General features: G+C 42.8%; 23 protein-coding genes and 1 riboswitch. Of the genes, 9 read left to right on the top strand and 14 right to left on the bottom strand.

All coding sequences use genetic code 11. The features are described 5' to 3' along the window. Nucleotides 1-128: 128 nt before the first annotated feature. The 7 genes from R7R24_RS08185 to R7R24_RS08155 all read right to left on the bottom strand — a co-directional run bounded on the left by R7R24_RS08185 (nt 129) and on the right by R7R24_RS08155 (nt 8,663). Nucleotides 129-1,550 carry an aspartate kinase gene (locus R7R24_RS08185; RefSeq protein WP_005377768.1) on the bottom strand — a complete coding sequence of 474 codons (1,422 nt, stop codon included), beginning with the start codon at nt 1,548-1,550 and terminating at the stop codon, nt 129-131. Nucleotides 1,551-1,636: 86 nt separating this feature from the next. Continuing rightward, nucleotides 1,637-2,023 carry an ectoine synthase gene (locus R7R24_RS08180; RefSeq protein ID WP_005377769.1) on the bottom strand — a complete coding sequence of 129 codons (387 nt, stop codon included), beginning with the start codon at nt 2,021-2,023 and terminating at the stop codon, nt 1,637-1,639. Between the two features lie 14 nt (nt 2,024-2,037). Continuing rightward, a complete protein-coding gene (ectB, locus tag R7R24_RS08175; protein WP_017820939.1) occupies nt 2,038-3,303 on the bottom strand; it encodes a diaminobutyrate--2-oxoglutarate transaminase in 1,266 nt (421 codons plus the stop codon). A gap of 34 nt (nt 3,304-3,337) precedes the next feature. Then, nucleotides 3,338-3,871 (bottom strand): diaminobutyrate acetyltransferase, encoded by a 534-nt coding sequence (ectA, locus tag R7R24_RS08170; RefSeq protein WP_005393379.1) that lies wholly within the window; start codon nt 3,869-3,871, stop codon nt 3,338-3,340. A 314-nt stretch (nt 3,872-4,185) separates the two neighbouring features. Next, nucleotides 4,186-5,844: a BCCT family transporter gene (locus tag R7R24_RS08165; RefSeq protein ID WP_005377772.1), complete on the bottom strand. Its 1,659-nt coding sequence runs from the start codon at nt 5,842-5,844 to the stop codon at nt 4,186-4,188. A 192-nt stretch (nt 5,845-6,036) separates the two neighbouring features. Continuing rightward, entirely contained in the window at nt 6,037-6,783 is a 747-nt protein-coding gene (locus tag R7R24_RS08160; RefSeq protein WP_318119481.1) for a 3'-5' exonuclease, read from the bottom strand. Beyond that, nucleotides 6,783-8,663: a DUF294 nucleotidyltransferase-like domain-containing protein gene (locus R7R24_RS08155; RefSeq protein ID WP_005377775.1), complete on the bottom strand. Its 1,881-nt coding sequence runs from the start codon at nt 8,661-8,663 to the stop codon at nt 6,783-6,785. The genes R7R24_RS08160 and R7R24_RS08155 overlap by 1 nt, the downstream gene beginning before the upstream one ends. Nucleotides 8,664-9,101: 438 nt before the next feature. Between R7R24_RS08155 and proV the strand changes: the two genes are divergently transcribed. The 6 genes from proV (at nt 9,102) to R7R24_RS08125 (ending at nt 15,523) form a co-directional block, all read left to right on the top strand. After that, a complete protein-coding gene (gene proV, locus R7R24_RS08150) occupies nt 9,102-10,289 on the top strand; it encodes a glycine betaine/L-proline ABC transporter ATP-binding protein ProV (protein ID WP_054577881.1) in 1,188 nt (395 codons plus the stop codon). A gap of 4 nt (nt 10,290-10,293) precedes the next feature. Then, a complete protein-coding gene (gene proW / locus R7R24_RS08145; RefSeq protein ID WP_005377778.1) occupies nt 10,294-11,379 on the top strand; it encodes a glycine betaine/L-proline ABC transporter permease ProW in 1,086 nt (361 codons plus the stop codon). Beyond that, nucleotides 11,372-12,379 (top strand): glycine betaine/L-proline ABC transporter substrate-binding protein ProX, encoded by a 1,008-nt coding sequence (proX, locus tag R7R24_RS08140; RefSeq protein WP_005385703.1) that lies wholly within the window; start codon nt 11,372-11,374, stop codon nt 12,377-12,379. Before proW ends, proX begins: the two co-directional genes overlap by 8 nt. A gap of 199 nt (nt 12,380-12,578) precedes the next feature. Then, nucleotides 12,579-14,528: an LTA synthase family protein gene (locus R7R24_RS08135; RefSeq protein WP_054577882.1), complete on the top strand. Its 1,950-nt coding sequence runs from the start codon at nt 12,579-12,581 to the stop codon at nt 14,526-14,528. Between the two features lie 146 nt (nt 14,529-14,674). Beyond that, nucleotides 14,675-15,040, top strand: coding sequence for a VOC family protein (locus R7R24_RS08130; RefSeq protein WP_005377781.1), 366 nt, complete (start codon nt 14,675-14,677; stop codon nt 15,038-15,040). A 99-nt stretch (nt 15,041-15,139) separates the two neighbouring features. After that, nucleotides 15,140-15,523 (top strand): hypothetical protein, encoded by a 384-nt coding sequence (locus tag R7R24_RS08125; protein WP_054576467.1) that lies wholly within the window; start codon nt 15,140-15,142, stop codon nt 15,521-15,523. A gap of 89 nt (nt 15,524-15,612) precedes the next feature. Here R7R24_RS08125 and R7R24_RS08120 read toward each other — a convergent pair whose 3' ends face one another. Further along, the gene (locus tag R7R24_RS08120) at nt 15,613-16,347 is read right to left on the bottom strand and encodes a chromosome segregation ATPase (RefSeq protein WP_017820934.1); all 735 of its coding nucleotides are present in this window, start codon (nt 16,345-16,347) and stop codon (nt 15,613-15,615) included. 31 nt (nt 16,348-16,378) lie between these two features. After that, nucleotides 16,379-16,537 (bottom strand): hypothetical protein, encoded by a 159-nt coding sequence (locus R7R24_RS08115; RefSeq protein WP_005377784.1) that lies wholly within the window; start codon nt 16,535-16,537, stop codon nt 16,379-16,381. Between the two features lie 527 nt (nt 16,538-17,064). Then, a riboswitch (glycine riboswitch) is annotated at nt 17,065-17,164 on the top strand. 122 nt (nt 17,165-17,286) lie between these two features. On the opposite strand from R7R24_RS08115, the gene R7R24_RS08110 reads away from it, so the two are divergent. After that, the gene (locus R7R24_RS08110; RefSeq protein ID WP_005377785.1) at nt 17,287-18,663 is read left to right on the top strand and encodes an alanine/glycine:cation symporter family protein; all 1,377 of its coding nucleotides are present in this window, start codon (nt 17,287-17,289) and stop codon (nt 18,661-18,663) included. A 118-nt stretch (nt 18,664-18,781) separates the two neighbouring features. Here R7R24_RS08110 and R7R24_RS08105 read toward each other — a convergent pair whose 3' ends face one another. Both R7R24_RS08105 and R7R24_RS08100 read right to left on the bottom strand, forming a co-directional pair. Next, nucleotides 18,782-19,348, bottom strand: coding sequence for a hypothetical protein (locus R7R24_RS08105; RefSeq protein WP_005385713.1), 567 nt, complete (start codon nt 19,346-19,348; stop codon nt 18,782-18,784). Continuing rightward, entirely contained in the window at nt 19,348-19,983 is a 636-nt protein-coding gene (locus R7R24_RS08100; protein ID WP_017820932.1) for a LysE family translocator, read from the bottom strand. The genes R7R24_RS08105 and R7R24_RS08100 overlap by 1 nt, the downstream gene beginning before the upstream one ends. 223 nt (nt 19,984-20,206) lie before the next feature. Between R7R24_RS08100 and R7R24_RS08095 the strand changes: the two genes are divergently transcribed. Next, on the top strand, nt 20,207-21,679 hold the full coding sequence (locus tag R7R24_RS08095) for a carboxypeptidase M32 (protein ID WP_005377788.1): 1,473 nt from the start codon (nt 20,207-20,209) through the stop codon (nt 21,677-21,679). Between the two features lie 70 nt (nt 21,680-21,749). Here R7R24_RS08095 and R7R24_RS08090 read toward each other — a convergent pair whose 3' ends face one another. The 3 genes from R7R24_RS08090 to R7R24_RS08080 form a co-directional block, all read right to left on the bottom strand. Next, nucleotides 21,750-22,700 carry an LpxL/LpxP family Kdo(2)-lipid IV(A) lauroyl/palmitoleoyl acyltransferase gene (locus R7R24_RS08090; RefSeq protein ID WP_054576479.1) on the bottom strand — a complete coding sequence of 317 codons (951 nt, stop codon included), beginning with the start codon at nt 22,698-22,700 and terminating at the stop codon, nt 21,750-21,752. 420 nt (nt 22,701-23,120) lie between these two features. Next, nucleotides 23,121-23,456, bottom strand: coding sequence for a DMT family transporter (locus R7R24_RS08085; RefSeq protein ID WP_069593657.1), 336 nt, complete (start codon nt 23,454-23,456; stop codon nt 23,121-23,123). 123 nt (nt 23,457-23,579) lie between these two features. Further along, nucleotides 23,580-23,966, bottom strand: a complete 387-nt coding sequence (locus R7R24_RS08080) for a DUF6559 family protein (protein ID WP_005377791.1) — start codon at nt 23,964-23,966, stop codon at nt 23,580-23,582. 340 nt (nt 23,967-24,306) lie between these two features. On the opposite strand from R7R24_RS08080, the gene metA reads away from it, so the two are divergent. Beyond that, nucleotides 24,307-25,248: a homoserine O-acetyltransferase MetA gene (metA, locus tag R7R24_RS08075; RefSeq protein ID WP_005377792.1), complete on the top strand. Its 942-nt coding sequence runs from the start codon at nt 24,307-24,309 to the stop codon at nt 25,246-25,248. Nucleotides 25,249-25,418 lie beyond the last annotated feature (170 nt).

Here is a 25,418-nt window from a genome sequence, read left to right as displayed (position 1 = left end):
TTAGCATGAGTAGTTTTACAGGCAAAGCCGAAACGGATGATAACCACCTACTGAAGTAGGTGGTTTAGGGCTGAAAACAAAAAAAGGAGAGCTAACCTGCTCTCCTTTGTATTTTAACCGTGGATAAACTAAGCCACATTAACCGATTTAGCTAAACTGCTACTTTGGAAAAACTCATCATGCAATGCGCAAATCGCGTGCTGGTATTCCTTATCACCGACAACAAATTGAACATTTACATTTCTCAATGATGAGTGCAGTGCAACTGGCGTAACGCCATTATTCATCAATGCAAGCACACCTTTCGCCAACGTCTTATTGGTATCAATTTGAGAACCGATGGCTGAGATAAGCGCGACCATACGGCCTTTAATCGAGGCATTCGGATAACGTTTCTCGGCTTTATACAATACTTTGTTTAAGCTATCAGTACTGCCACCTAGATAGTAAGTAATAGAGTTAGCGTTCATCTCTTTACCAACCAAACTTACACGAGCATCGGAGATGATTTCCATCAATTCGTAACTAACGTTATCGGCTTTTCCTACCATTGCTTGGTCAAACAAATGCAGTGCAAATACTTTCTCTTTACCTGCGATGATCTCGACTTTGTCTTCTTCTGGGCGGTAGCTTGAAGAGATCAAAGTACCTTCGTGTTCAGGTTCGAATGTATTTTTAATCTGTAGCTCAATACCACTTTCACGTAAACCCGCAGCGGCATTTGGGTGAATCGCTTCCATGCCAAGGTTAGCAAGTTGGTCTGCTACGTCATAGTTTGTACTACCAATTGGTAATACTTTTTCAGGGCCAACAACGCGTGGGTCTGCTGAGCTCAAGTGGTACTCTTTGTGAATTACTGCTAAATCCGCTTTTGTTATTGCTGCAATTCGGCTAAATGTCATCTCACTATAACCTCGGTCATAAGTATGCATTAGGCCCTCTTTACAGTAAGCATAACCTGTCACGATTGGCAGTTCTTTTGATACATCGATATCAGCAAACGCGTCACTGATCGACTCATCAAGGCTTCTTGGCGCTTGATTATCCCAACCAGACAGGTCAACGAACTTAGCGTTAATACCCATATTTTTTAGTTTTAGTGCTGTGTTGTAAGCACTATGTGCCTCACCGATAGACGAGAGAAACTCTCGAATTTGAGGCAAGTACTGGCGCAACGAAAATTGACCGTACTGACAGGTTTCTAAAATATTCGCGATACAGTTTTTCGCTTCAGCAATGCGGGAGCGAATGAATTTATCCGCACGGATACGATTCATTGGGTCCGCAAAAATATTTTCATTGGTCAGCAACATACGGCTTTCAACGTACGCTAACGCTTCTTCCCATTTGTCGTCACGTTTCGCGATAAGCTGATAAACGCCTGGTTTACTGGTTTTTTTACACTCGAGCAGCGCATCGGTCATACCACCGTATGCAGATACGACAAAAATACGATTGTATGGCGTTTTGGGACGAAGAATAATATTGTCGAGAACAGCATCAAATGCTGTCATTGATGTACCGCCGATTTTTTCTACGGTAAATGTCATGATAAGCCTTTTTTGATTGGTAACTTTAAAAAGAAAAAAGAAGAGATAGTAAAGTGTGGGGTGGCAAAGCACCCCACCATCATCTTTTAGTCAACGAGAGGATAAACACCGTTTTCATCGTGCACTTCAGCGCCAGTAATCGGTGGGTTAAACACACACGCCATTACCATTTCTTTATTCTTATAAGCTCTCAAGTAGTGCTCATCGTGTTTATCAAGGATGTATAATGTACCTGGTTTGATTGGGTACGTTTCTCCACCTACAACTTCAATCTCACCTTCACCACTCATACAAAACACCGATTCAAGGTGGTTTTGATAGTGAATATGAGTTTCTGTATCTTCATAAATCGTTGTGATGTGGAAAGAGAAACCCATGTTGTCGTCTTTCAACAACATGCGGACACTTTCCCAGTTATCCGAAACAACACGTCGTTCGCTGTTGCGGCATTCATCTAGAGTTCTGACGATCATAATTAAAATCCTTATTAAGATGCTTGTTTGAAATGTTTCGCAGCGATAGTCTCTACTGCATTTTCAAAGATGCTTAGTCCTTGATCTAGCTCTGATTCGCTGATGGTTAGTGGACAGAAGAACTTCACAACTTCATCGTCTGGACCCGCTGTCTCTATCACCATTCCATTCTCGAAACAGTTTTTCGCAATTTCAGATGCCATATCACCATTGATACATTCAATACCAACCATCATGCCGCGGCCTTTTTTCTGCACAAACATTTGTGGAAAGCGACGAACACAACGGTCAATAACAGCACTTACCTTGTCTGAACACTGCTTGATGTGTGTTTCAAAATCATCGTTTGCCCAGTAAATTTCTAGTGCTTTTGCAGCAGTAATAAAGGCGTGATTATTGCCACGGAACGTACCGTTATGCTCGCCTGGCTTCCACTGGTCAAGCTCAGGCTTAAGTAATACGACAGCCATCGGCAAACCGTAACCACCGATCGACTTCGATAGCGTCACGATATCCGGTTGGATACCAGACGGCTCGAAACTAAAGAAAGTACCGGTACGTCCGCAACCTGCTTGAATGTCATCGACAATCACAAGAATGTCATTGGCTTTACAGATTTTGCTCAAACGTTGTAACCACTCGTTTGAAGCAGCATTTAAACCACCTTCACCCTGCACAGTTTCAAGAAGTACAGCGGCTGGTTTATCCATACCTGCAGAGTTATCATTTAGCATGGTTTCGAACAGCGCGAGACCATCTACGCCAGCGTAACCTTCAAATGGAATACGAGTGACGTTACTTAGACTAGAACCGTTACCTTGTCTGTGATGCTGGTTACCCGTTGCAGCCAGTGCGCCAGCAGTACAACCATGGAAACCGTTAGTAAACGCAACGACGCTGTCGCGGCCTTTTACTTTTTTAGCCAGCTTCAATGCCGCCTCAACAGCGTTAGTACCTGTTGGGCCCGTAAACTGAACCTTGTAATCCAAGTTTCTTGGTTTAAGGATGTAAGTATCCAACGCTTCCAGAAACGATGCTTTCGCTTCTGAGTGCATATCCAAACCGTGAGTAATACCGTCCATTTCAATGTACTCAAGCAACGCTTGTTTTAGTACTGGATTGTTATGGCCGTAATTTAGAGATCCCGCTCCAGCAAGGAAGTCTAAGTATCGTTCACCTTGTTCTGTTTCTAGCCAGCAGCCTTTCGCTTTACGAAAAACGACCGGGAAATTGTTTGAATATGAGCGTACGTTGGATTCCTGCTTTTTGAAAATATCCATGATGAGACCGTTTTTAATTCCTATTGTTTGAGGATTATTTGAGAGGAATGCGATACAAATATTCTGTATCGTGTTTGCCTTTAAAGTGGGCTTCTTCATCCAAAAATGTGCTTACTTGGCCAGAATTGCCGTTCATCGCATCTAACTTTTTGAACAGTGCCCAAGAGGCTTTATTATCTTCCGTGATGGTAGTTTCTACCGATTTAACACCGCCTAATTCCTCTCGGGTGAGAAGTTCTTTCAACATGCGGAATGCTAAACCATGACCTCTAAAGCGAGGTGAGACTGCAACTTGCCAGACAAATAAAACGTCTTGCTCGTCTGGTTTCTGATAACCGGAAATGAAACCTGCGATTTCGCCTTTTTGCTCAACCAAAATACTGGTTTTGCTGAAATGCGTAGACTGTAGGAAATTGCAATAAGATGAGTTCATGTCCAATGGAGGACAGTCTGCAATCAAGCTGTAAATGTCGTCACCATCAGAGATTTTAGGCTCACGAAAAATCCATTTTTTACTTGAGTCTTCTCCAATCTCTGGATAAAGGACCCAAGGTGCTGATGTGATCATGTGAAAATACATATCCTTTGAGGTCTAATTAAATTTCCTTTTTATTATGGGCATCCCTCGCGACTAAAAATCAAATAATCCGCCTTTTTATCGGTATTTTTGTGATCTAGATCACAAAAATAAACCTATTAACCAAAAGTTAAAATAGTTTGAGGTCTAATTTATTAAATAGTCACCCAAATGCACAGTACAAAAAATAACCAGAATAAGACCGTTTTCCATGCTGTTCATTTCTCAGAGAAAAATAGAAATCCAAAAAAAAGCGGCATGCTTTCGCATACCGCTTTTATCAATAATTTAACTGCTGATACTAGTTATTTTGATTTCTTAGAAACCGCCTTTGGACGAGGTTCATCCATCAAACCTTTTATCAAAGATACCGTTGCAACAAGCAAAACAATAGTAAATGGTAAACCAGTCGTCACCGCCATTGCTTGAGCAGCAGCTAGACCACCACCCAACATCAATGCAATCGCAACCAAACCTTCAAACGTACACCAGAACACGCGTTGTGGCGTTGGTGCATCGACCTTACCGCCCGCAGCAATAGTATCAATAACCAGTGATCCTGAGTCAGAAGAGGTAATGAAGAACACCACGACTAAGATAATGCCGACAAAAGATGTTATCTCAGCCAATGGCATAACATCTAACATGGCAAAAAGTTTTAAAGGTAGTTCTGCGTTAAACACCGCCTCGTAGCCATCATTAACGTATTGGCTAATTGCGTTACCGCCAAAAGCCGTCATCCATAACACACAAACTGAAGATGGGATAAGAATAACGCAAATAATAAACTCACGAACCGAACGACCGCGAGACACACGTGCGATGAACATACCCACAAATGGTGACCAAGAAATCCACCACGCCCAGTAAAACGCCGTCCAGCCTTGAGAGTAATTCACATCCTCTCGTCCAAATGGCATAGATAAGGCAGGGATATTAGCTACATAGGAAACGATGTTCTCGAAGAAACCAGTTAAAATCGCAATCGTCGGGCCAACAACAATAACAAATAGCAATAGCAGCGCTGCAAGACCCATGTTGATTTCAGATAAGATTTTCACGCCCTTATCGAGTCCAGCCACAACAGAGATTAAAGCGAGCGCAGTAATACCAATAATCAATATAACCTGCGTGGTATTGGTCATTGGGACATCAAACAGGAAGTTCAAACCCGTTGCGGCTTGAGACGCACCGTAGCCTAACGATGTTGCTAAACCAAAAACCGTCGCTACAACTGCAAGAATATCGATAATATGACCAGTCCAACCCCATACACGCTCACCAAACAAAGGGTAAAAAATTGAGCGCATGGTGAGTGGCAAACCTTTGTTAAATGAAAAGATAGCCAGCCCAAGAGCCAAGAGCGCGTATATTGACCACGGATGAAGTGCCCAGTGGTAAATCGTCGCAGCCATCCCTAATGCCGAAGCTGCAGTTGCATCGCCCTCTGCACCACCTAGCGGTGCCCAGTCAGTACGTACACCATTCTCAACGCTCACGCCACCAATCGCAGAACTAAAATGGGACATCGGTTCTGATACACCGAAGAATACGAGACCAATGCCCATACCCGCAGCAAATAGCATTGCCAACCATCCAGCATAGGAGTAATCCGGTGTTGCTTCAGTACCACCGATTCGTACACGGCCTAATGGTGTGAAGATCAATCCGACACAGACAATGACAAAAATATTACCTGAAGCGAGAAAAAACCAGTCTAAATTGTGCAACAAACCCGCTCGTAGGTCTGCAAAAAACGGCTCTACCTGTTCTCGGAATAATAGTGTTATCACAACAAACATGACGATTGCTAAGCCAGAAATTGCAAAAACACGGTTATGAATATCAAGGCCAAATGGGCCTACCTTTAGCGCAACGTTATCCTGACCAATTTGATAGTCAGTATCTATTGCGTTTACTTTTCCATCGGGGCGTTGAATGCCACCGTTATTATCGGTGCTCACGGATAATCTCCTTAAAAATACGTGACCAAGTTTAAATTACTTTCGTCGGAGTTCGAGTAATGAAACGTCTTCATCACTACCAAGCACATGTTCATAAAACATTGTTCTTATAAGCGGTTACTCAATCCGCCATCATAATCTTAAAGCCCCCTATCTCTCATTGCATTTTATTGTTTTCACCATAAATAACGCCTATTGCCAAACCGAAGATATTGGCATGTTTCGATTAAAGTGATACTGCAGTTGTGCTTGAAACAGCTCCGCAGTTGCTAACGCATCCGTCAGGGCATGGTGAGGTTGATAAGCAGGGAGGCCATATCTTTCACGAGCGTGCCCTAATCGTACAGAACCGGGTTTCTTACCTTTCAACTTATTGATAAAACCTCTGCATTCACGGCGCTGTATCGCATACTCAATATCTAACGTATCAACAACAGGAAACTGTATCCCCTCTCCGATGCTATTTAGCAAGGCGTTATTAAAGAACTGCCTTTCAATGTTCATATAGTGAACGAGAACCACTTTGCCTGACAACGCATCCAATATTTCACCCAAGATCTGAGACAGCTGCGGCGCGTTTTTAACCTCAGAGTCAGTGATACCGTGAATAATGACAGACTCGTGGTTTAACTCTCTGTTTGGGTTAACGACCCAATGAGCAGAGCCATTACATTGAACACGATCAATAGTAAACGGCACAAGTCCGATCGTGAGAATGACATCCTCTTCCGAGTTCAATCCTGTTGTCTCAAAGTCTACCGAGACAAATGGCACTTGTTCAATTGGTGTTTCCCCATTAACCATTGGTGTCGAATAATAGCGTTTGAGCCTCTGGTCTTTCGCTTCTTTAGCGAGTTGTTTGAACAACATTGACCACTCTGGCGTCTGGGATGTATCCAACAACGGCTGTTCTTTTTCTACTTTTTTTGAGAACCACATTATTTGCTACTTCTCTGGTATCGAAACTTAATGAAGTTCTGAGCGTTACTTAGAATTTGAAATGCTGCTTTTAAGTTTCGACGTTCAAATTCAGACATGTTCTCCGGCTCAATATTGTTGTCTGGCTCTTCTCCATTTTCTATATCAAGGGCTTGGTGACGAATTCGAACCATGTAGATTAGCTCCATCGCATCCCTTAAATCCAAACCTCGACCTTTCGGTAAAATGCCAGCATCATTAATGTCATCTAAACGGTCGAAAGAGTTTTGCGATCGCGAACCGATTGCCAGAGAATGCACCCGTATTAAATCGGCCAACGGAGCCGTCCCCCTTCGCTTCAAGTTAATCGAGTTGCGATGACGACCATCTTTCTCCATCACAAAGTCTTTGAAAAAGCCCAGTGGAGGCGTCCTACGTATTGCGTTATACGCCATACAAGCAAGAAAGCGGTTATTTCTTTTCGCTCGTCTCACAATAAAGCTGCTTAATTGCTCCGCCCATTTCACTCGCCCATGCACACCGAGGAGATCAAAAAAGATATTACTATTTAACAATCTCTCAGGGGTTGGATTGTCTATCCAGTTTCCAAAGCATTCTTCCCATTCTGCACGAGTTTTTCGCCATTCTGGGTTGGTAGCCATAATGTCTCCAGTACAATAAGCATAGCCGCATGCCGCTAAACCATCACAAACAAATTTAGCAAACTTTTCAAAGTACTCTCCGTGAATCTCAACGTCATAACTGTTATCGAGAATAAGCGCGTTATCTTGATCCGTTACAATTAGCTGCTCATCCCTCGCCATTGAACCCATTGCGACTAAACAATAAGGAATGGGCGCTGGGCCGAACTCTTGCTCAGCTAATTCAGCGAGGCGTTGTTTGAAACTACTGCCTATAACCGACATGGCTCGACCAATCATGTGCGCGTTGGCATCTTCATTGACCATTCTTACGAAACAGTCTTTTACTTGTTCAGAAACCTGCTTGAGATCCTCGACACTGGTTTGCTGAAAAATAGAGCTCACTAGCAATAGGCTGTTCTGAGATTCGTAACGAACGATGTCCGTCATGCCAATAATTCCTATCGGCTTTTTATCTTTTAAAATTGGTAAATGATGCACGTTGTAACGCAACATGGTTAACATGGCCTCAAACACATAGGCGTTATAATCCAATGAAACCACGTCATAACTCATGACCTCACTCACTGGAATATTGGTATCAATACCTTGAGCTAGTACGCGAATGCAAAGATCGCGATCAGTCAATATTCCAAGCAGCTGTTCATCATCTTCTTCTGTGAGCTCCTCTGTCGGGCGAATAATGAGCAGAGAGGTGACATTTTCCTCTGCCATTAGTATCGCAGCTTCCTGAATTGAAGCCGTTGCCTCCAGAGTTACTGGATCTCTTGCTAAGATTTTACGTGCCTTAGCGGTGGTAAAGTCATTGCTTTCGGAGCGGCTAGATATTGCGCTTCGCAAACGCGCGCTATCTTCCAGTTCCATGTAGTCCGCAAAGTTTTCAAACTCATCACAAAGTTCATTGAAGATGTTTTCCGGAATACAGTAAACGAGAGTGTCTTCTATCGCTTTGGCTGGCATACGTACGCGGTTGTTCATCAACAACCCCATCTGACCAAACAGTCCACCAGCATCAATCCTGTTGTAAAGTTCACCTTTACGTCGATAAATCTCTACCGCCCCACTTCTCACCATATACAAGTCGCGGATCGTATCTCCGAAGTTAAGAATTTTTGTTCCTTGCCGAAAGTATGCAACCTCGGCATTGAGAGCAATTTTTCTAAGCTGCTCTTCAGGTAGGTCATCAAAAGGTGGGTACTGGCTAATGAAATTGAGCACTTCTAACTGTTCGGCTTCCATTTTTTATTCCATACGTTGCCTAAACTACAGCGATAAATATCACCCTGAGTGAAATCAAGCAATAAATAAATCTAAGGATAACAGTACCTAACCGATTTCACAGGACCAAGCCTTAACCAAAAATTAGAGCTCTAACCTTTTTATATGTAGAGTTCTAAGCTATCACAGCTTATATCTATGCAAGCGAGTTGAGTTGAAATGTACAAAAAAATTCAAAATAAATTCAACCCTACGTCAGGGTAACGTTATGGCGGATAAAAACACATCACAAGCAATTGTTTTAAATATAAAAAATAAGAATTAAACATACCTTGCTCAACGAATTCTCTATGCACGGCAGAACTAGTTAACCAACCCCCTTTCGTTGAAAGTTGAACTAAAATTAATTAGAGTACAAATCGTTAAACAGTTATAAACACACGAAAAAGGACAGATAACATGGATCCCATACTGGAAGTTAAGGGACTGTATAAAGTGTTTGGAGAAGACCCAGATAGAGCCTTCTCGCTTATCGACAAAGGCGTCGATAAAGACGGTATTTTTGAACAGACAGGTTTAACAGTCGGCGTAAACGATGTATCTCTCACCATAAATGAAGGGGAAATTTTCGTAATCATGGGCCTTTCTGGCTCCGGGAAATCCACCCTTGTTCGACTTCTTAACCGGCTCATTGAGCCGACTAAAGGTAGTGTTTATCTCAAAGGAAGAGATATCGCCCACATCTCCGAGAATGAACTTCGAGAAGTTCGTCGTAATAATATCTCAATGGTGTTTCAAAGTTTCGCACTCATGCCACACATGACGGTGATTGAAAATGCCGCCTTTGGTTTAGAACTTGCCGGCATCGATGTTAATGAGCGTCAGAAAAGTGCCCTTTCCGCCTTAGAAAGAGTGGGTTTAGACCCTTATGCAGAATCTTTCCCTGACGAATTATCCGGTGGTATGAAACAGCGCGTTGGTTTAGCGAGAGCGTTAGCCTGTGATCCTGACATCCTATTAATGGACGAGGCGTTTTCCGCTTTAGACCCATTGATCCGTTCTGAGATGCAAGATGAGCTTATTCGTCTACAGAACGATGACAAACGCACAATTGTCTTCATTTCTCATGATTTGGATGAAGCAATGCGCATTGGCGACCGTATCGCCATCATGCAAAACGGTGAGGTTGTTCAGGTTGGTACACCTGATGAAATATTACACAGTCCAGCAAATGATTATGTCGAAGCGTTTTTCCGCGGCGTAAACATCGCAAGTGTCTTGACAGCAAAAGATATCGCGCGCAAGAAGCCAGCGGCTGTTTTTAAGAAATCGGAAAATGACGGTCCAGGCTCTGCGATGCAGATTCTGATGGATCACGACCGTGATTACGGTATTGTCGTCGATAAATCTAGCCGATATTCCGGCATCGTATCTCTTGATTCACTACGTTTGGCTCATAAAGAAAACCGTTCGTTAGCCAGTGCTCAATTACCGGATGAAGTTACTCTTCAGCCTGATCAGTCAATTAATGACATTTTGGGTCTGGTTGCTGGTGTTCCTTATGCCGTGCCTGTCGTAGATGAGAAAGGAACTTACTTTGGTGTCGTGACTAAATCACGTCTTCTACAAACACTAGATAAGGATTAACACGATGTCTTCAGAGCAAACTAACAATGATCCCTGGTCAAATACTGCTCCTGCGCAAGATGATCCTTGGTCGCAAGGTACAGAGGCCGCGCCAAGTAATGATTGGCTCAACTCAGAAACTGTAGAGCAAGCACCATTCGATATTATGAACCCATTCCAAGATGCGGTTTTACCCCTCGATAGCTGGGTAGAGTCCGGTTTGAACTGGCTGGTGGAACATGGTCGACCTGTTTTCCAAGCAATACGAGTTCCAATCGACTTTATTCTAACGTCGTTTGAAACTGCTTTGGTGTCTACACCTGCGCCTATAATGGTACTCATTTTATTTTTGCTAGCGTGGCAGTTTTCCAATGTAAAACTTGGTTTTTCTACTCTTGTATCCCTTGTTTTCATCGGCCTAATTGGTGCGTGGTCACAAGCGATGACAACGCTAGCACTGGTGTTAACCGCCGTTTTCTTCTGTTTGCTTATAGGGCTACCAATGGGGATATGGTTGGCAAGGAGCCAAACCGCTGCCAAATTTGTTAGGCCAATATTAGATGCAATGCAAACGACTCCCGCGTTCGTTTACCTTGTGCCAATTGTTATGTTGTTTGGTATTGGTAACGTTCCTGGCGTAGTAGTAACGATCATTTTCGCCCTGCCTCCCGTTGTGCGCCTGACTATTTTGGGTATTCAGCAAGTACCTGAAGAGCTTATCGAAGCTGGCCACTCTTTCGGGGCAAACAAAAAACAGATGCTTTATCGCATCCAGTTACCGTTGGCGTTACCAACCATCATGGCAGGTGTAAACCAAACCTTAATGCTGTCACTTTCTATGGTAGTGATTGCTTCAATGATTGCTGTTGGCGGCTTAGGCCAAATGGTACTTCGTGGTATTGGCCGACTTGATATGGGTCTTGCTGCCGTTGGTGGCTTAGGCATCGTTATTCTTGCGATTTTGTTAGACCGTATCACCCAGGTGTTAGGGGTTAATGCGGGCAACACTAAACTTCGCTGGTATCACACAGGTCCTGTTTCATACCTATTAAAACTGAAAACAAAGACGAACCAAGACGATCTAAAACTTAGGAGAAACATCAATGAATAATTCATGGAAGAAAGCGCTCTCTGTTGGAGCTCTAAGTACTATCGCATTTTCAACTTATGGTGTGGCAAGTGAACTACCGGGTGAAGGTGTCACTGTTCAGCCTGTTCAATCAACCGTTGCAGAAGAAACATTTCAAACGTTGATCGTAAACCGCGCACTTGAAGAGCTTGGTTACGATGTTAAACCGACCAAAGAAGTGGACTACAACGTAGGCTACACCTCTATTGCTAAAGGTGATGCTACTTTCTTAGCGGTTGGTTGGTTCCCTCTTCACGCCGATAAGTACACGATGTCTGGCGGTGATGATAAGTTCTTCCGTAAAGGCCAATACGTAAGTGGTGCTGCGCAAGGTTATTTGATCGATAAGAAAACCGCGGAAAAATATAACATCACGAACATTGGTCAGTTAAAAGATCCAAAATTGGCGAAGCTATTCGATGCAAACGGCGATGGCAAAGCGGACTTAACTGGCTGCAACCCAGGTTGGGGTTGTGAAATGGTTGTTGAACATCAGTTGGATGCTTTCAAACTTCGTGACACAGTAACACACAACCAAGGTAACTACGCGGCGATTATCGCTGATACAATCTCACGTTACAAAAAAGGCGATCCGATTCTTTACTACACTTGGACACCGTACTGGGTAAGTGGCGTTTTAGTTCCAGGGAAAGATGTTGTGTGGTTAGAAGTGCCATTCTCTTCACTTCCTGGTGAGCGTAAGGACATTGATACGACACTAGAGAACGGTAAGAACTACGGCTTCGAGATGAACTCTATGCGCATCGTTGCTAATAAAGAGTTTACAGAAAACAACCCTGCTGCTGCAAAGCTGTTTGAAATCATCAAACTAAATATCAATGATGTTAGTGCTCAGAATATGATGATGAGCCAAGGTAAGAACAGCTCAGCGGACATCGAGTCTCATGTAAATGGCTGGATCAAAGCGAACCAGAAAAAGTTCGACGCATGGGTCGAAGAAGCGAAGAAAGCCGCAATGTAATCATGCCTTTATCAACCTCTAGAGCCAGTTGGTGTTATCAACTGGCTCTTTTTTTACACAAACGCCCCTCCCCCTTACATAGACATACCAACACTTACACTACTCGACCATAAACCCACATTATAATTCACGTTTATTTCACGCTTGCTTTGCTAAAAACAACACAACATAACATAACAATTAAACTATTCGAATAAATATGAAAAACTTATCAAGGAGCTCTGTGTGGGGGCCTTTGCAGCCAATTGCTGCCTTTTCTTTGTTTTCGCTTCTATTTCTGTCTATCTCAAGAGTTTTGCTAGCTTTTTGGCAGATTGACCGTATTGACTCTCTAAACGACTTAATTTACATCCTAGGTCAAGGTTTGCGCGTAGATATTGCAACGCTTTGCTGGTTATTTATTCTTCCAGCACTGTTTTCAACCTTCATGCCATTAACCGGTAAGATGGGAGAGTGTTGGAAGCGAATATTACGCATATGGATGGTTTTAGGGCTTTGGGTGCTTGTATACATGGAGCTCGCAACAGCGCCATTCATTCAGGAATACGACCTACGTCCAAACCGCCTGTTTGTGGAATACTTAATCTACCCAAAAGAAGTCTTGAGTATGCTCTGGACTGGCTACAAATTAGAACTGTTTATTGGTGCGTTAGGTACAGTTTTAACCATCACTTTAGGTTGGAAGTGGAGTAAGAAACTGACCGATAAGGCGCAGCAGGTCAACTGGAAATGGCGACCACTATTGGCACTTTTCGTTGTTCTTTTTGGGGTTGCAGGTGCTCGCTCATCTTTAGGTCACCGCCCGCTAAATCCTGCTATGGTCGCCTTTTCTAACGATCCACTGCTTAACGACTTAGCACTGAACTCATCTTACTCATTGTTGTTTGCGGTTAATAGCATGAAGTCAGAAAAGAGTGCTGAGCAGTTCTACGGAAAAATGGACACTCAAAAGATGTTGGAATTAGTTCGCACTTCATCAACAAAGTCCGACTTCACCCCTTCATTACTCCCAACCATGAACAGTAACCCCGCGACTTACCAGGGTAAACATAAAAACTTAGTGATTTTGCTACAAGAAAGCTTAGGCGCCCAATTTGTCGGTGATTTGGGCGGTTTGCCTCTAACACCAAACCTTGATGAACTCATGAAGGAAGGTTGGCAGTTCACACAAATGTACGCCACTGGTACTCGTTCTGTTCGTGGAATTGAAGCCGTAACCACGGGCTTTCCTCCATCTCCCTCTCGCGCTGTAGTGAAGCTGAGTAAAAGCCAAACGGGTTTCTTTACTATCGCGGACTTACTGAAAGCTCAAGGCTATCACACGCAATTTATTTACGGCGGTGAAGCCAACTTTGACAACATGAAAACTTTCTTCTTTGGTAACGGTTTTGATCAAATAGTAGAAGAAGACGATTATAACAACCCAAGCTTTGTTGGCTCTTGGGGTGTTAGTGATGAAGATCTATATAACAAAGCAAACGAAGAGTTTGAACGCCTTTCAAAAAGCGACAAACCTTTTTTTAGCTTAGTTTTTACGTCAAGTAATCATAGCCCTTATGAGTATCCAAAAGGCAAAATTGAGCCATACGATTCAGAATATATGACGCGTAACAACGCCGTTAAATATTCCGATTACGCTTTGGGCACTTTCTTTGAAAAGGCGAAAAAGTCATCTTATTGGGATGATACCATTTTCATTGTAATTGCAGATCATGATGCACGTGTTTCTGGCGCTAACCTTGTTCCAGTTAAGCACTTTCACATTCCAGCATTGATCCTTGGTAAAGGCATTCAACCACGTAAAGATGACCGCATAGCAAACAACATAGACATGCCGCCTACACTGTTATCTCTGATTGGGGTAGATGCTAAAACACCGATGATTGGTCGTGATTTAACGAAGCCACTGGCTCGCGAAGATGAACGCGCAATGATGCAATACGACAAAAACTTTGGTTATTTAACGCGCGACAATCTCGTTGTGCTTTCCCCTGGTGAAAAGATATCGACCCTGGCGTACGACTTTAAAGACCAAACCATGAAGCCGCTAGAGGTGGACGAATCTATTATCGAGCGTGCAAAAGCAAACGCATTATTTGCATCTAAAGCGTATCAAAACAACTGGTATTCTTCCAAACACACTCATTAATACCAATGATTCCGCTGATAAAAAGGAGCTAAACGGCTCCTTTTTCTTATTCTGTCACTTACCTTCGAGAATGTTCTACTGACAACTCCTGTCGTTCCTTTCCGTTAGATTGCCCCTACTATTTCTAATTGATTAAGGAACAAACCATGCTGACTATCAATTCATTCGTTCTCTACGTTGAGGACATCCACATAAGCCAAGTTTTTTATTCGAAACTGTTCGAACGCAAAGTCACGCAGTTGTCTCCAACCTTCGCCGCTATTCCACTGACCGAAGGCTTAACGTTGACACTCAAGCAAAGAGATAATCTTTCACCCTACAGCGGAATTAGAGGTGGTGGCACCGAGTTGTCTTTATCGGTGCCCAATAGTCATATGCTAGAGCGCATTTACAAGCGCTGGAAAGACCTAGGTGTTGAGTTTGTTCAACCACCAGCGACATCAGTGTATGGGTTAAATTTTATGGCTATCGATCCAGATAAGCATCGCATTCGTGTTTTCATAAATGAATAAAAATGCGTTAAAAATGCTTTTTACCCATTCCCAATGTGACTTCAATAAATTAGACTCAAGGAAACATCAAAAGCGGCGTAGTAATAAGAAGGAATGCCCATGAGCTCAAGTATGATCCTTAGCGAATCCCTAATCGAGAGCGGAAGAGATATCCCCCTCAAAGAACTGCTTTATGCAAAGCGCGTGCTGGATAACTACATGGCAGTAGCCAAAGAAAGTAGCCCGCTTGAGCTATTAACTGAGATGAAATCGGCAGCAAAGCAAGTAGAATACTTTACAACGACGAGTAACCCGTGTGAGGCTCGTAATGTCATCAGTCAGATGATTGATAAAATCGACACCGCGGAATCTTTTGATTCGTTCAAAGCATTAGCAGGTAAGCCATCTCAAGCACTCAATGAACTAATTGAAGATCGAGCTCAGCTGATTAAACACGAACGAGAGCTCCTGCTCGCCTCAGGCTATGACGCCTCACGAATCTAATATACGAGCAGCCTTAAAGTCATAGCTAACAACGAAAAAGGAGCTCTTAAAGAGCTCCTTTTGCTTTTCAAAAATCGGATACAAAAGACTTAAAGGCCGATATCTTCCGTTATTGCTTTGATTTGTTTGAGGTCCATTTTATAGACTTCAATCATTTGATCGACCTGACTTAGTCGTGAATTAGCTTCGTCATGTTTATCACACGCGTCCGACTTCACGTCCCAAGATTTGCCTTCTAAAAATACGTCACACTCTTTCTTGAGTTTCTCAATCTTAGGTAATAATTTCGACCGTTCTTTCTCGAGAGACTCTAATTCTTGCGAAATTTTTAGCTCTTTCTGGAATACTTCGCGGGACCGCTCAAACATAGTCGCTTGCATATCCGCTTGACGACTCAACTTCTCATTTTCTGACTTCGTCGTGTTGATCTTATCTGCCTGCTGCTTCAATTGAGACTCTAGTGACAAGTTAACCTTCTCGACCTCAGTCAATTGCTTTTGCAACTTCTTAAGTGCTTTCTGATGAGCTTCATCTTTCGCGGCGAGTAACTCACTAACTTGGTTTTGTATCTCTTGGTCAAGCGCCTCTTCACGCACTTTTACTTGAGATGCCAACTGGGTTTTATCTTGCGTTAGTGCTTGATACTTTTCTTCTAATACGTGGTAAGTCGATTCCCACTTGTTCGCAGTGACAACCGATCCAACAAGGCCACCAAATGCCAAGCCTAACACCGCAGCGATTGCGATATAGATATGCGTACGTTTGTCACGCTCTTCAATGACAACTACGTCGTCTTGCTCTTCCATTTTGTTCTGAGAACTCACCGTATACTACTCCAAGGACTCTTTTACTTTGCTAGCGGATCAATTCCGCAAACATAATTGATGCTGTATAAATCAGAAATGCGCCAATTAATGTTATAACGGTCGCTTTTTGGACTTTTTCATTGGTTCGATAACGAAACAGCACAAATGCTACTGCAATCAACACCGCAATGGCTAATAATCTGGTCATACCGCCTCCTTGTCCACTCATGAAAAACTGCCTAGGTCCGTAGACTGTTTCACAAAGATTCATTGTAACCCATTTATACGTACCATAAGGTCAACTTAGCGTAGATTTTAAAATAAGTGCTCCGATTTTAATCAATTTTGTGTCCTTAATTGAATAACTTATGTCGTAACGGTCGAAACACATTTATCGTTCTGAAGTGTTTTTGGGTTCCATTCCCTAACCCAATAAATTTTATTTATGCCGTGACTCGCACAAAAAGATTGGCAAACATACCTTCATGAAAATTGATGAGGTTATTTCATTGAAAATAAATTGACATAGGGTGTTGAAATGGACCAAAAACATGATAGAGTTCACACGTTAATGATGACCAGCATCATTAACTAACCTTTACTCATTTAATTGAGTAATTGTTCCGATGAAGACTGCAGGAGAGTGGTTATTAATCAAATTTTAACATTTGATTAGCATAACTCGCCGAAGAATTAACTATTTCAGGTGCTACCTAGGTAGCGGGGACTGTAGTTGGAGGAACCTCTGGAGAGAACCGTTAAATCGGTCGCCGAAGGAGCAAGTCTTGCACTCACGCAAGGTGAAACTCTCAGGCAAAAGGACAGAGGAGTGGAAAGTTACAACCTAACTATTTTGCTTGGCCTTCCCGCCTACAACCAATAGCTTAGTTCTTTTAGAGATCGTTGATCTCGTCCTTTCCCTCTTCTCCTTATTAGTTGTTTTATTAAGGGGAAATCATGAACAACCTACAATCTTTACTACAAACCATCGATAATTTTGTCTGGGGTCCACCGCTGCTTATTTTGCTAGTAGGTACAGGGGTTTACTTCACTTTTAGCCTTGGCTTGATCCAGTTTAAACACCTCCCAACAGCGCTAGCGATGGTATTCAGTAAAGATAAGTCATCTAATACTCAAGGTGACGTTTCTAGCTTTGCAGCTCTTTGTACTGCGCTCTCAGCAACAATTGGTACTGGTAACATTGTTGGTGTTGCCACAGCAATCAAACTCGGTGGACCAGGCGCTCTATTCTGGATGTGGCTCGCAGCCCTTTTCGGAATGGCGACTAAATACGCCGAATGTTTGTTGGCGGTTAAGTACCGAAGAGTCGATGATAAAGGCCAAATGATTGGTGGCCCAATGTATTACTTGCAATACGGTGTTGGCTCAAAAGCTCTCGCGATCATGTTTGCAGTGTTTGCTTTGGGTGTTGCTTGTTTTGGTATCGGTACGTTTCCACAAGTAAACGCGATTCTGGATGCAAGTGAGATATCTCTTGGTGTTAACCGTGAGCTATCTGCCTTTGTACTAACTCTTTTGGTTGCTTTCGTAACTTTGGGTGGCATCAAATCCATTGCTAACGTTGCAGGAAAAGTGGTTCCTACCATGGCTGTATTTTATGTGTTGGCGTGTTTAAGCGTGATCATCATGAATGCAGACCAATTGTTCAATGCCGTTGAATTAGTGCTGGTTTCAGCCTTTACATCAACAGCAGCGACTGGTGGTTTTCTAGGTGCAAGCATCATGTTGGCAATCCAATCAGGTATCGCTCGCGGTGTGTTCTCAAATGAATCTGGTTTGGGTAGCGCGCCTATGGCAGCAGCAGCAGCGAAGACAGACTCTTGTGTTAAACAAGGCCTAATTTCAATGACGGGTACCTTTTTCGATACCATCATTATTTGTACCATGACAGGCCTTGCTCTAATCCTGACCGGTGCATGGCAAAGTGACCTTGCAGGTGCCGCGATGACGACTCATGCTTTTGCGGTGGGTTTAAATGCAGATACATTTGGCCCTATGCTCGTCTCAATCGGTTTGATGTTCTTCGCTTTTACCACCATTCTTGGTTGGAACTACTACGGTGAGCGTTGCGTTGTGTTCCTGTTCGGAACTAAAGCTGTGCTTCCATACAAACTGATTTTCGTCGGCTTGGTGGCATCTGGTGCATTCCTTCACCTCGATATGATTTGGCTACTGGCTGATATCGTAAACGGTCTGATGGCAATTCCTAACCTAATTGGTTTGATCGCACTGCGTCACGTCGTACTGGCAGAAACCAAACTGTTCTTTAGCTCAACATCGCAATCAGGTGAAGTTGAAGCAGTGAAAGCTTAGTGAAACGGCAGGTTTGCGGTCACAAACTACCAGTCACAGAGAGCAAAACACATTAGAAATGGTAAAAACACATAGCCCGCTATTATTTAGCGGGCTTTATTTATCTTCGGTTAAATGGTTAATCTCTCAACCATTGATGCTCAACGTTTTCTCCACGTTCTTCAAAAAACTTCGCATTTTTTTGCTTGAATTGATCCGCTTTCAACTCTGATAGCGGCCAGTCTAAAAATGCTTCTGTTACAAACGAGTCGCCGACACCAACCTCAATCGATTCCAGATGTTTCCCGATGTAGCGATAAAAGTAGCCTTGCCCAAACGCATCGCACACCATAGGTACATGCCTAACACGTTGATGATTGACAGAGACCGAAGCCCAAGTTGTCGTTTTAGGTTCACAGGTTTGCTCTTTTACAACGTCAACCTCAAATTTATTGTCCATAGTTGTCGAAACAAAAACGACAATAGCGTCATGCAAATACACACGCCTGAGCAATAACTGTTTAGTGTCTTGAGTTCGCGTTTGTTGTATTCCATTAGCAAAAGGCTCGAAGTAGCCCCAGTGCCAAGACCAGATCATGCCGCGTTGCGCAAACTGTACTTGTGGCCACGTATGCCAAGCAACAGCGGCACCTATCCCCACAATAAATACAGCGAGTAGTATCAACAATCGATAAATATTACGCATTAAACGGGTTTTTCAATTAATAACTTCACACCAAGTGCGACTAATACTGCGCCCGTCGCGCCTTCCATCCACTTCATAAAGCTTGCATTCTTTAGTAGATTTTTAGCCGAGTTAAGCGCGCCAGCTAAACCACACTGCCAAACCATCGCAATAGCAAAGTGTACAGATGCCATCATCATTGATTGAAGCAAGGGTGAACCTTCTGGATTCACAAACTGTGGCAAGAAAGCCAAATAGAAGACCGCCGTTTTCGGGTTCAAGACGTTAGAAAGAAAGCCCTCTCTAAAAGAGCGCTTACCATTAAACACTTCGTGAATCTGCTCGGTCACGGTCAATCCATCTTTCGACGACATTAGCGCTTTTAAACTGCTCAAACCAAGCCAGATAAGATAAGCTGCGCCAATCATTTTTACGATTTGGAACAACTCTGCTGATTGCGCAAGAATCGCCGAGATACCAACCGCAGAAAAAAAAGCATGTACGAATAAGCCAAAGCAAATCCCTAGACTGGTTGTACATCCATCTTTTAGGCCCGATCGGCTAGTGTTACGGATAACAAGTGCAGTATCTAAACCTGGCGTTAACGTTAAAATCGTAATGGCAATAATAAATGCCTCGAAATTCAAAATATCCATATTATCGTGATAATTAATTGTCAATCCTTCATCAATACCGCCAATCCACAAGATTCGCAAGCTTCTTTTTTAAGAGAGCTATACAACTGGGTGAGTTTATGGACAATGGGTTGGAGTTAATTGTTAATTATTAGTAAATTAACGCAGGTTGCTTAGTGCAACACCATATGAAGGACCCGTTATCGGGTGTTTAGGGAAAGAACAAAAGAATAAGAGTAGTCACATGAACGCATTTACAAAACTCGTTGAACATTCCAAAAAAGTGGCAAATTTTGAGCATCTATCAGCCATCATAGATTGGGATCAAGCGGCGGTCATGCCACCTGGTGGCGCTGAAGCACGCTCGAATGCCACGGCAGAGCTCGATGTACATATCCATTCTTTAATGACTCAACCGCACTTGGGAGAGCTTTTCGCTCAGGCAGAAGAAGAGACGCTGTCTACAAAAGAAAAATCTATCCTAAGAGAAATGAAGCGTGGGTGGCAGCAAGCTAACTTACTACCAGAATCATTAGTTCAAGCTCAATCTCTTGCTGGCTCCAAATGTGAACATGCATGGCGTACGCAACGTGGAGAAAATGACTGGGCTGGTTTTGAAAAGAACTGGGCTGAAGTCGTAAAGCTATCGCAGGAAGAAGCGCAAATTAGAGCCGAAGCAAATGGCACGACTCCTTATGATGCCATGCTCGATGTTTATGAACCTGGCACAACGTCTGCGTCGTTAGACATTCTTTTTGCTGACGTGAAAACCTGGCTTCCTACTTTGATCGATGAAGCGCTTGAAAAACAACAATCAGACAACATCTTATTGCCAACTGCACACTACCCTGCGGAAAAGCAAAAAGCGCTCGGTTTGGAAGTCATGAAGCTACTTCAATTCGATTTTGAACACGGTCGACTTGATGAGAGTACCCACCCATTTTGTGGCGGTGTACCGACAGATGTGCGTATTACGACACGTTATAATGAAAACGAGTTTGTCCAATCATTGATGGGGATTGTCCACGAAACTGGCCATGCTCGATACGAGCAAGGGCTACCAAAAGATTTATCAGGAACACCCGCGGGAGAAGCTCGCTCTATGGGTATTCATGAATCACAATCACTCTTCTTTGAAATGCAAATAGGACGAAGCAGCGCGTTTATCGATCACCTCGCTCGACTGGCTTCTAACCATTTTTCTGGTAGTGAATTCGAAAAAGACAATTTAGCCAAAATTTACACTCGCGTAGAAAAAGGCTTTATTCGCGTAGATGCTGACGAACTAACATATCCTGCTCACGTTATCCTTCGATATGAAATTGAGCGAGATCTCATGAACGGCGTCATCAAACATACAGATGTACCAGAACTCTGGAACGAAAAGATGAAAGCGTACTTGGGGCTATCAACCGAAGGAAACTTCAAAAATGGCTGTATGCAAGATATCCATTGGACAGACGGAAGTTTTGGCTATTTCCCGTCCTACACGCTCGGTGCGATGTACGCTGCACAATTTATGGCAGCAATGAAACAAACCGTCGATGTAGATGCGGTTATTCGTTCTGGCGACTTAGCTCCGATATTCAATTGGCTCTCGGAAAACATCTGGAGTAAAGGTAGCTTATTCACCACTGATGAGTTGGTAAAACAAGCCACGGGTGAAACACTGAATGCTAAACACTTTCAAGCTCACCTAAAAGATCGCTACTTATAAAGCGAAAAGAATAGAAAGTAAAAGCCCAAGGTTCGTATGTTCCTTGGGCTTTTTGTAGGCTCTCTATGTGTTATGCCAAGCTAGGGATGAGCCTAGGCTTGTACAAACAGTCCTCACCCTCTGGTCTAGTTTTAAACCGACGATGAAGCCACATATACTGGCTCGGACTTGCCATGATTGATGTTTCAACTATTTGATTCACGAATGCGGCGGCACGTTGATGATCCTCTTTCGGGAAACCTTCGACGGGCGCACTAATGGTTAGGGTATAGTGTCCGTCTTTTCCTCTTACCATCGTAAAAGGCACAATGGCGCAATCTGTAGAATCAACCAACAAACTTGTACCTGTCGTAGTACAAGCATTTTTAACGGCAAATAACGGTGCAAATGTCGAGCGTCGGTTACCATAATCATGGTCCGGTGCATACCAAACCCGCTCACCCGTTTTAAGTGCTTCAAGCATGGCTTTGACGTTTTTACGATCAATCAGTGTACGATTAGAGCGAGAGCGTCCCTTATACTGAAAATAATCAAAGCACGGATTATTGTTTGGGCGATAAACACCGGTTCCAGACTTTTTAATGCCAAAAGCTCGAGCACCTAACTCTAGATTCATTGAGTGTACGGCCAACATTAATGCACCTTTGCCTGACTTCTCTAAAGCCTCTAGATGCTCCATGCCTTTTATCGTGACGTGTTTGTTTACCCGTTTATCTGACCAAAACCATGCCATCGCGGTCTCAAAAAGTGCGATGCCAGTATTGTCGATGTTGTCTTTTAGAATTGCTTCGCGTTGGCATTCTTCCATATGAGGGAAGCAAAGCTCAAGATTGCGTCTGATAGTAACTTGACGTTTTCTCATGATTCGCATAGCTAAACGACCAATGTTGCGTCCCAAAGCTAGTTGAACTTTAAAAGGAAGGAGGCTAAGTAAGTACATCACGCTAATGATAATTAACGTTCCCCAGTAACGAGGCAAAAGAAATTCGGCCTTGAATGCAGGCTTTTTGTATTTGTTCATGTAAGTATTGTCAGATGTGCCCATCTATAAGTGATAAAAACAATGATAATGGACTGCACTTTTATCATTGATAACGCTAATAACATAAATTAAAGCGCGCGGATTCTATGGTTCTTCGACACACTACACAATAAGAACTTTGCAGAAATATGTAGGGAATGAAAAAGCAGTAAAGATGAGTCGCCACGTTAACATCTATCGGAGTGATTTATCTACTGCCCTTTCCTAAAGTTTGAAGAAACATAACTTTGTATTTTCAATGCGCTAAATAATGCCTGTTTTTCAATCACATAATGCGACCGTGATGAATACAACAATAAGACGTCATATCAATACTCGCCATTAGCGATTGAATTTGTACTAAAAAGCCGCAGCAATTTCTCGCTGCGGCTTCTTATTCACTTAACAAGTAGAGTGGCGTTATTCGTGCCCTACTGTTTTGGATAATAAATTTACGATCAACACACCAGCGATGATAAACCCAATACCAACTAGGGCTGGTAAGTCTAGACGCTGTCCGTAAACAAAGTAACCAACCGTCGCAACCAAAACGATCCCAGCACCACTCCATATGGCATAAACAACCCCGACAGGCATTGTTTGCACTGTGACGGAAAGCAAGAAGAAAGCGATGCCGTAACCAATCAAAACGACTGTGCTCGGCATTACTTTCGTAAATTGCTCTGTTTTGGGAATATAAGAAGTGGCAATCACTTCACATACAATCGCTATCGACAGCGCCAACATTGGTGGCATAGAGACAAGCATTTTGAACATAAGGCATTAACGCTCAACAGAAATGTAACCGACAACATGTCCGGATAATTAGGCCGCGCATTATACCCAACTCATCTCACGATGGAATACCACTAACGATGTTTACACACCATCACTTTCGCTTACTTTTTGATGACCAGGTGAAAGGCTGACGTTTTGGTGCTGACGAGAAATTTCAAAGTAGATATGCATATCAATCGGCTCAGGTGTATTGAGTAGCATCTTACCTACTTCACGTTGGAAATGACCATAATTACCTAGCTCATCCGTTAGTTCTAGGAGCTCGTAAGAGGCTTCATCGGCAAACATTCCATACGCATACTGATAATGACTGATATCCTTGCTCTTATCATAACCCAGCTTTTGAAGAGCTTGATCAATCTCTTCCGGCGTATAAATGTCTTTATCACCAAACGAATGCAGTAGCACGCAAGGAACTTCTTGAGCTATGCTCTGAATCTTTGTCTTTCTCTTGAAAATACCGAACATAATGTCCTCCACTGACGATGTTTCCAAATATGCACATTAATGCAAAATGGTGAGCTGATTGTTTTTAGTATGGCTCATTAATTTGAGACTTCCTTAATACGAAGTCACCTTCACATATTAACGTGATCGCATAATTACCAGCAAATAGTACACACTGCGTTTCAAACCTATCTCATCAGAAACTCTGCTTTAGTCACAATTGTGTGACAACCCCGAGTACGGTTTACCATAATGTAAAGAGTAGATTGAAAAGTCGGATTTCGTATCGACATCTAAACTTAATTAAGTTAGCTTTAGAAGTATAGACGTCTAGATTGACTATACTTAGGGAGAGAAAGTCGTGCCAATTAGAATTCCAGATCAATTACCAGCTACCGATGTATTAAGGACAGAAAACATCTTCGTGATGAGTGAAACGCGTGCAGCGAGTCAGGAAATACGTCCTTTAAGAGTACTGATCCTTAATCTGATGCCAAAAAAAATAGAGACTGAAACTCAGTTTCTGCGTCTACTCTCAAACAGCCCACTACAGGTTAACGTCGAATTACTGCGCATTGATAACCGCCCGAGTAAAAATACGCCAACTGAACATTTAGACACGTTTTATCGCCAATTTGAAATGGTGCGAGATAAAAACTTCGATGGCATGATCATTACTGGGGCTCCATTAGGTTTGGTGCAATTTGAAGATGTCATTTATTGGGATCATCTCAAAACCATCATGGAGTGGGCAAAAGATCATGTGACATCCACTCTTTATGTTTGCTGGGCTGCGCAAGCAGGGTTAAAGCTACTCTACGATCTACCTAAAAAAACGCGTAAAGAAAAACTTTCAGGCGTGTATCATCATCAAATCCATCATCAATTTCACCCTATCTTACGCGGATTTGATGACACGTTTTTGGCTCCTCACTCGCGTTACGCAGATTTTTCGCCTCACTTTCTAGAAGAGCATACTGACTTAGACATTTTAGCGACATCGGATGTCGCAGGTGTGTACTTGGCCACCACAAAAGACAAACGCAATGTCTTTGTCACAGGACACCCTGAGTATGATTCTCACACCTTACATAATGAATATATCCGAGATTTAAGCGAAGGTATGGAGCCCGCTATTCCTGTCAACTATTACCCAAACAACAACCCAGATAACCCACCAATTGCAAGCTGGAGAAGCCATGGACACCTCCTCTTTTTAAACTGGCTGAACTACTGTGTTTATCAGCAAACACCGTACGACCTCGATCACTTCAGTGAAGATGCTTTCACTAAAGACGATTAGCTTCAAAATAAGCAAACAAAGCACTCATCATTACCGAAATGTAATATGTGAACCAAGCCGCCATATGGCGGCTTTTTCATAACAGTTTGCAAACCTGATCGCATAGTGTTTTTTCCTCAATAGGCTTTTGCTAAGTAATTCATATCATGCAGAAAGATTCAGGGATGTAG

This window comes from Vibrio sp. 704 (assembly GCF_033339295.1).
This window is presented reverse-complemented; position numbering and strand designations above follow the sequence as displayed.

Excerpts from the sequence above, each read along its gene's own strand:
- R7R24_RS08160 (WP_318119481.1), bottom strand. The coding sequence starts at position 6,783 with ATGTGGTTCTCAAAAAAAGTAGAAAAAGAACAGCCGTTGTTGGATACA.
- R7R24_RS08125 (WP_054576467.1), top strand. The coding sequence starts at position 15,140 with ATGAGCTCAAGTATGATCCTTAGCGAATCCCTAATCGAGAGCGGAAGA.
- R7R24_RS08110 (WP_005377785.1), top strand. The coding sequence starts at position 17,287 with ATGAACAACCTACAATCTTTACTACAAACCATCGATAATTTTGTCTGG.
- R7R24_RS08090 (WP_054576479.1), bottom strand. The coding sequence starts at position 22,700 with ATGAACAAATACAAAAAGCCTGCATTCAAGGCCGAATTTCTTTTGCCT.
- R7R24_RS08095 (WP_005377788.1), top strand. The coding sequence starts at position 20,207 with ATGAACGCATTTACAAAACTCGTTGAACATTCCAAAAAAGTGGCAAAT.
- proV (WP_054577881.1), top strand. The coding sequence starts at position 9,102 with ATGGATCCCATACTGGAAGTTAAGGGACTGTATAAAGTGTTTGGAGAA.
- R7R24_RS08135 (WP_054577882.1), top strand. The coding sequence starts at position 12,579 with ATGAAAAACTTATCAAGGAGCTCTGTGTGGGGGCCTTTGCAGCCAATT.
- R7R24_RS08085 (WP_069593657.1), bottom strand. The coding sequence starts at position 23,456 with ATGCCACCAATGTTGGCGCTGTCGATAGCGATTGTATGTGAAGTGATT.
- R7R24_RS08155 (WP_005377775.1), bottom strand. The coding sequence starts at position 8,663 with ATGGAAGCCGAACAGTTAGAAGTGCTCAATTTCATTAGCCAGTACCCA.
- R7R24_RS08115 (WP_005377784.1), bottom strand. The coding sequence starts at position 16,537 with ATGACCAGATTATTAGCCATTGCGGTGTTGATTGCAGTAGCATTTGTG.
- R7R24_RS08105 (WP_005385713.1), bottom strand. The coding sequence starts at position 19,348 with ATGCGTAATATTTATCGATTGTTGATACTACTCGCTGTATTTATTGTG.
- R7R24_RS08080 (WP_005377791.1), bottom strand. The coding sequence starts at position 23,966 with ATGTTCGGTATTTTCAAGAGAAAGACAAAGATTCAGAGCATAGCTCAA.
- proX (WP_005385703.1), top strand. The coding sequence starts at position 11,372 with ATGAATAATTCATGGAAGAAAGCGCTCTCTGTTGGAGCTCTAAGTACT.
- R7R24_RS08100 (WP_017820932.1), bottom strand. The coding sequence starts at position 19,983 with ATGGATATTTTGAATTTCGAGGCATTTATTATTGCCATTACGATTTTA.
- ectA (WP_005393379.1), bottom strand. The coding sequence starts at position 3,871 with ATGATCACATCAGCACCTTGGGTCCTTTATCCAGAGATTGGAGAAGAC.
- ectB (WP_017820939.1), bottom strand. The coding sequence starts at position 3,303 with ATGGATATTTTCAAAAAGCAGGAATCCAACGTACGCTCATATTCAAAC.
- R7R24_RS08130 (WP_005377781.1), top strand. The coding sequence starts at position 14,675 with ATGCTGACTATCAATTCATTCGTTCTCTACGTTGAGGACATCCACATA.
- proW (WP_005377778.1), top strand. The coding sequence starts at position 10,294 with ATGTCTTCAGAGCAAACTAACAATGATCCCTGGTCAAATACTGCTCCT.
- R7R24_RS08180 (WP_005377769.1), bottom strand. The coding sequence starts at position 2,023 with ATGATCGTCAGAACTCTAGATGAATGCCGCAACAGCGAACGACGTGTT.
- R7R24_RS08185 (WP_005377768.1), bottom strand. The coding sequence starts at position 1,550 with ATGACATTTACCGTAGAAAAAATCGGCGGTACATCAATGACAGCATTT.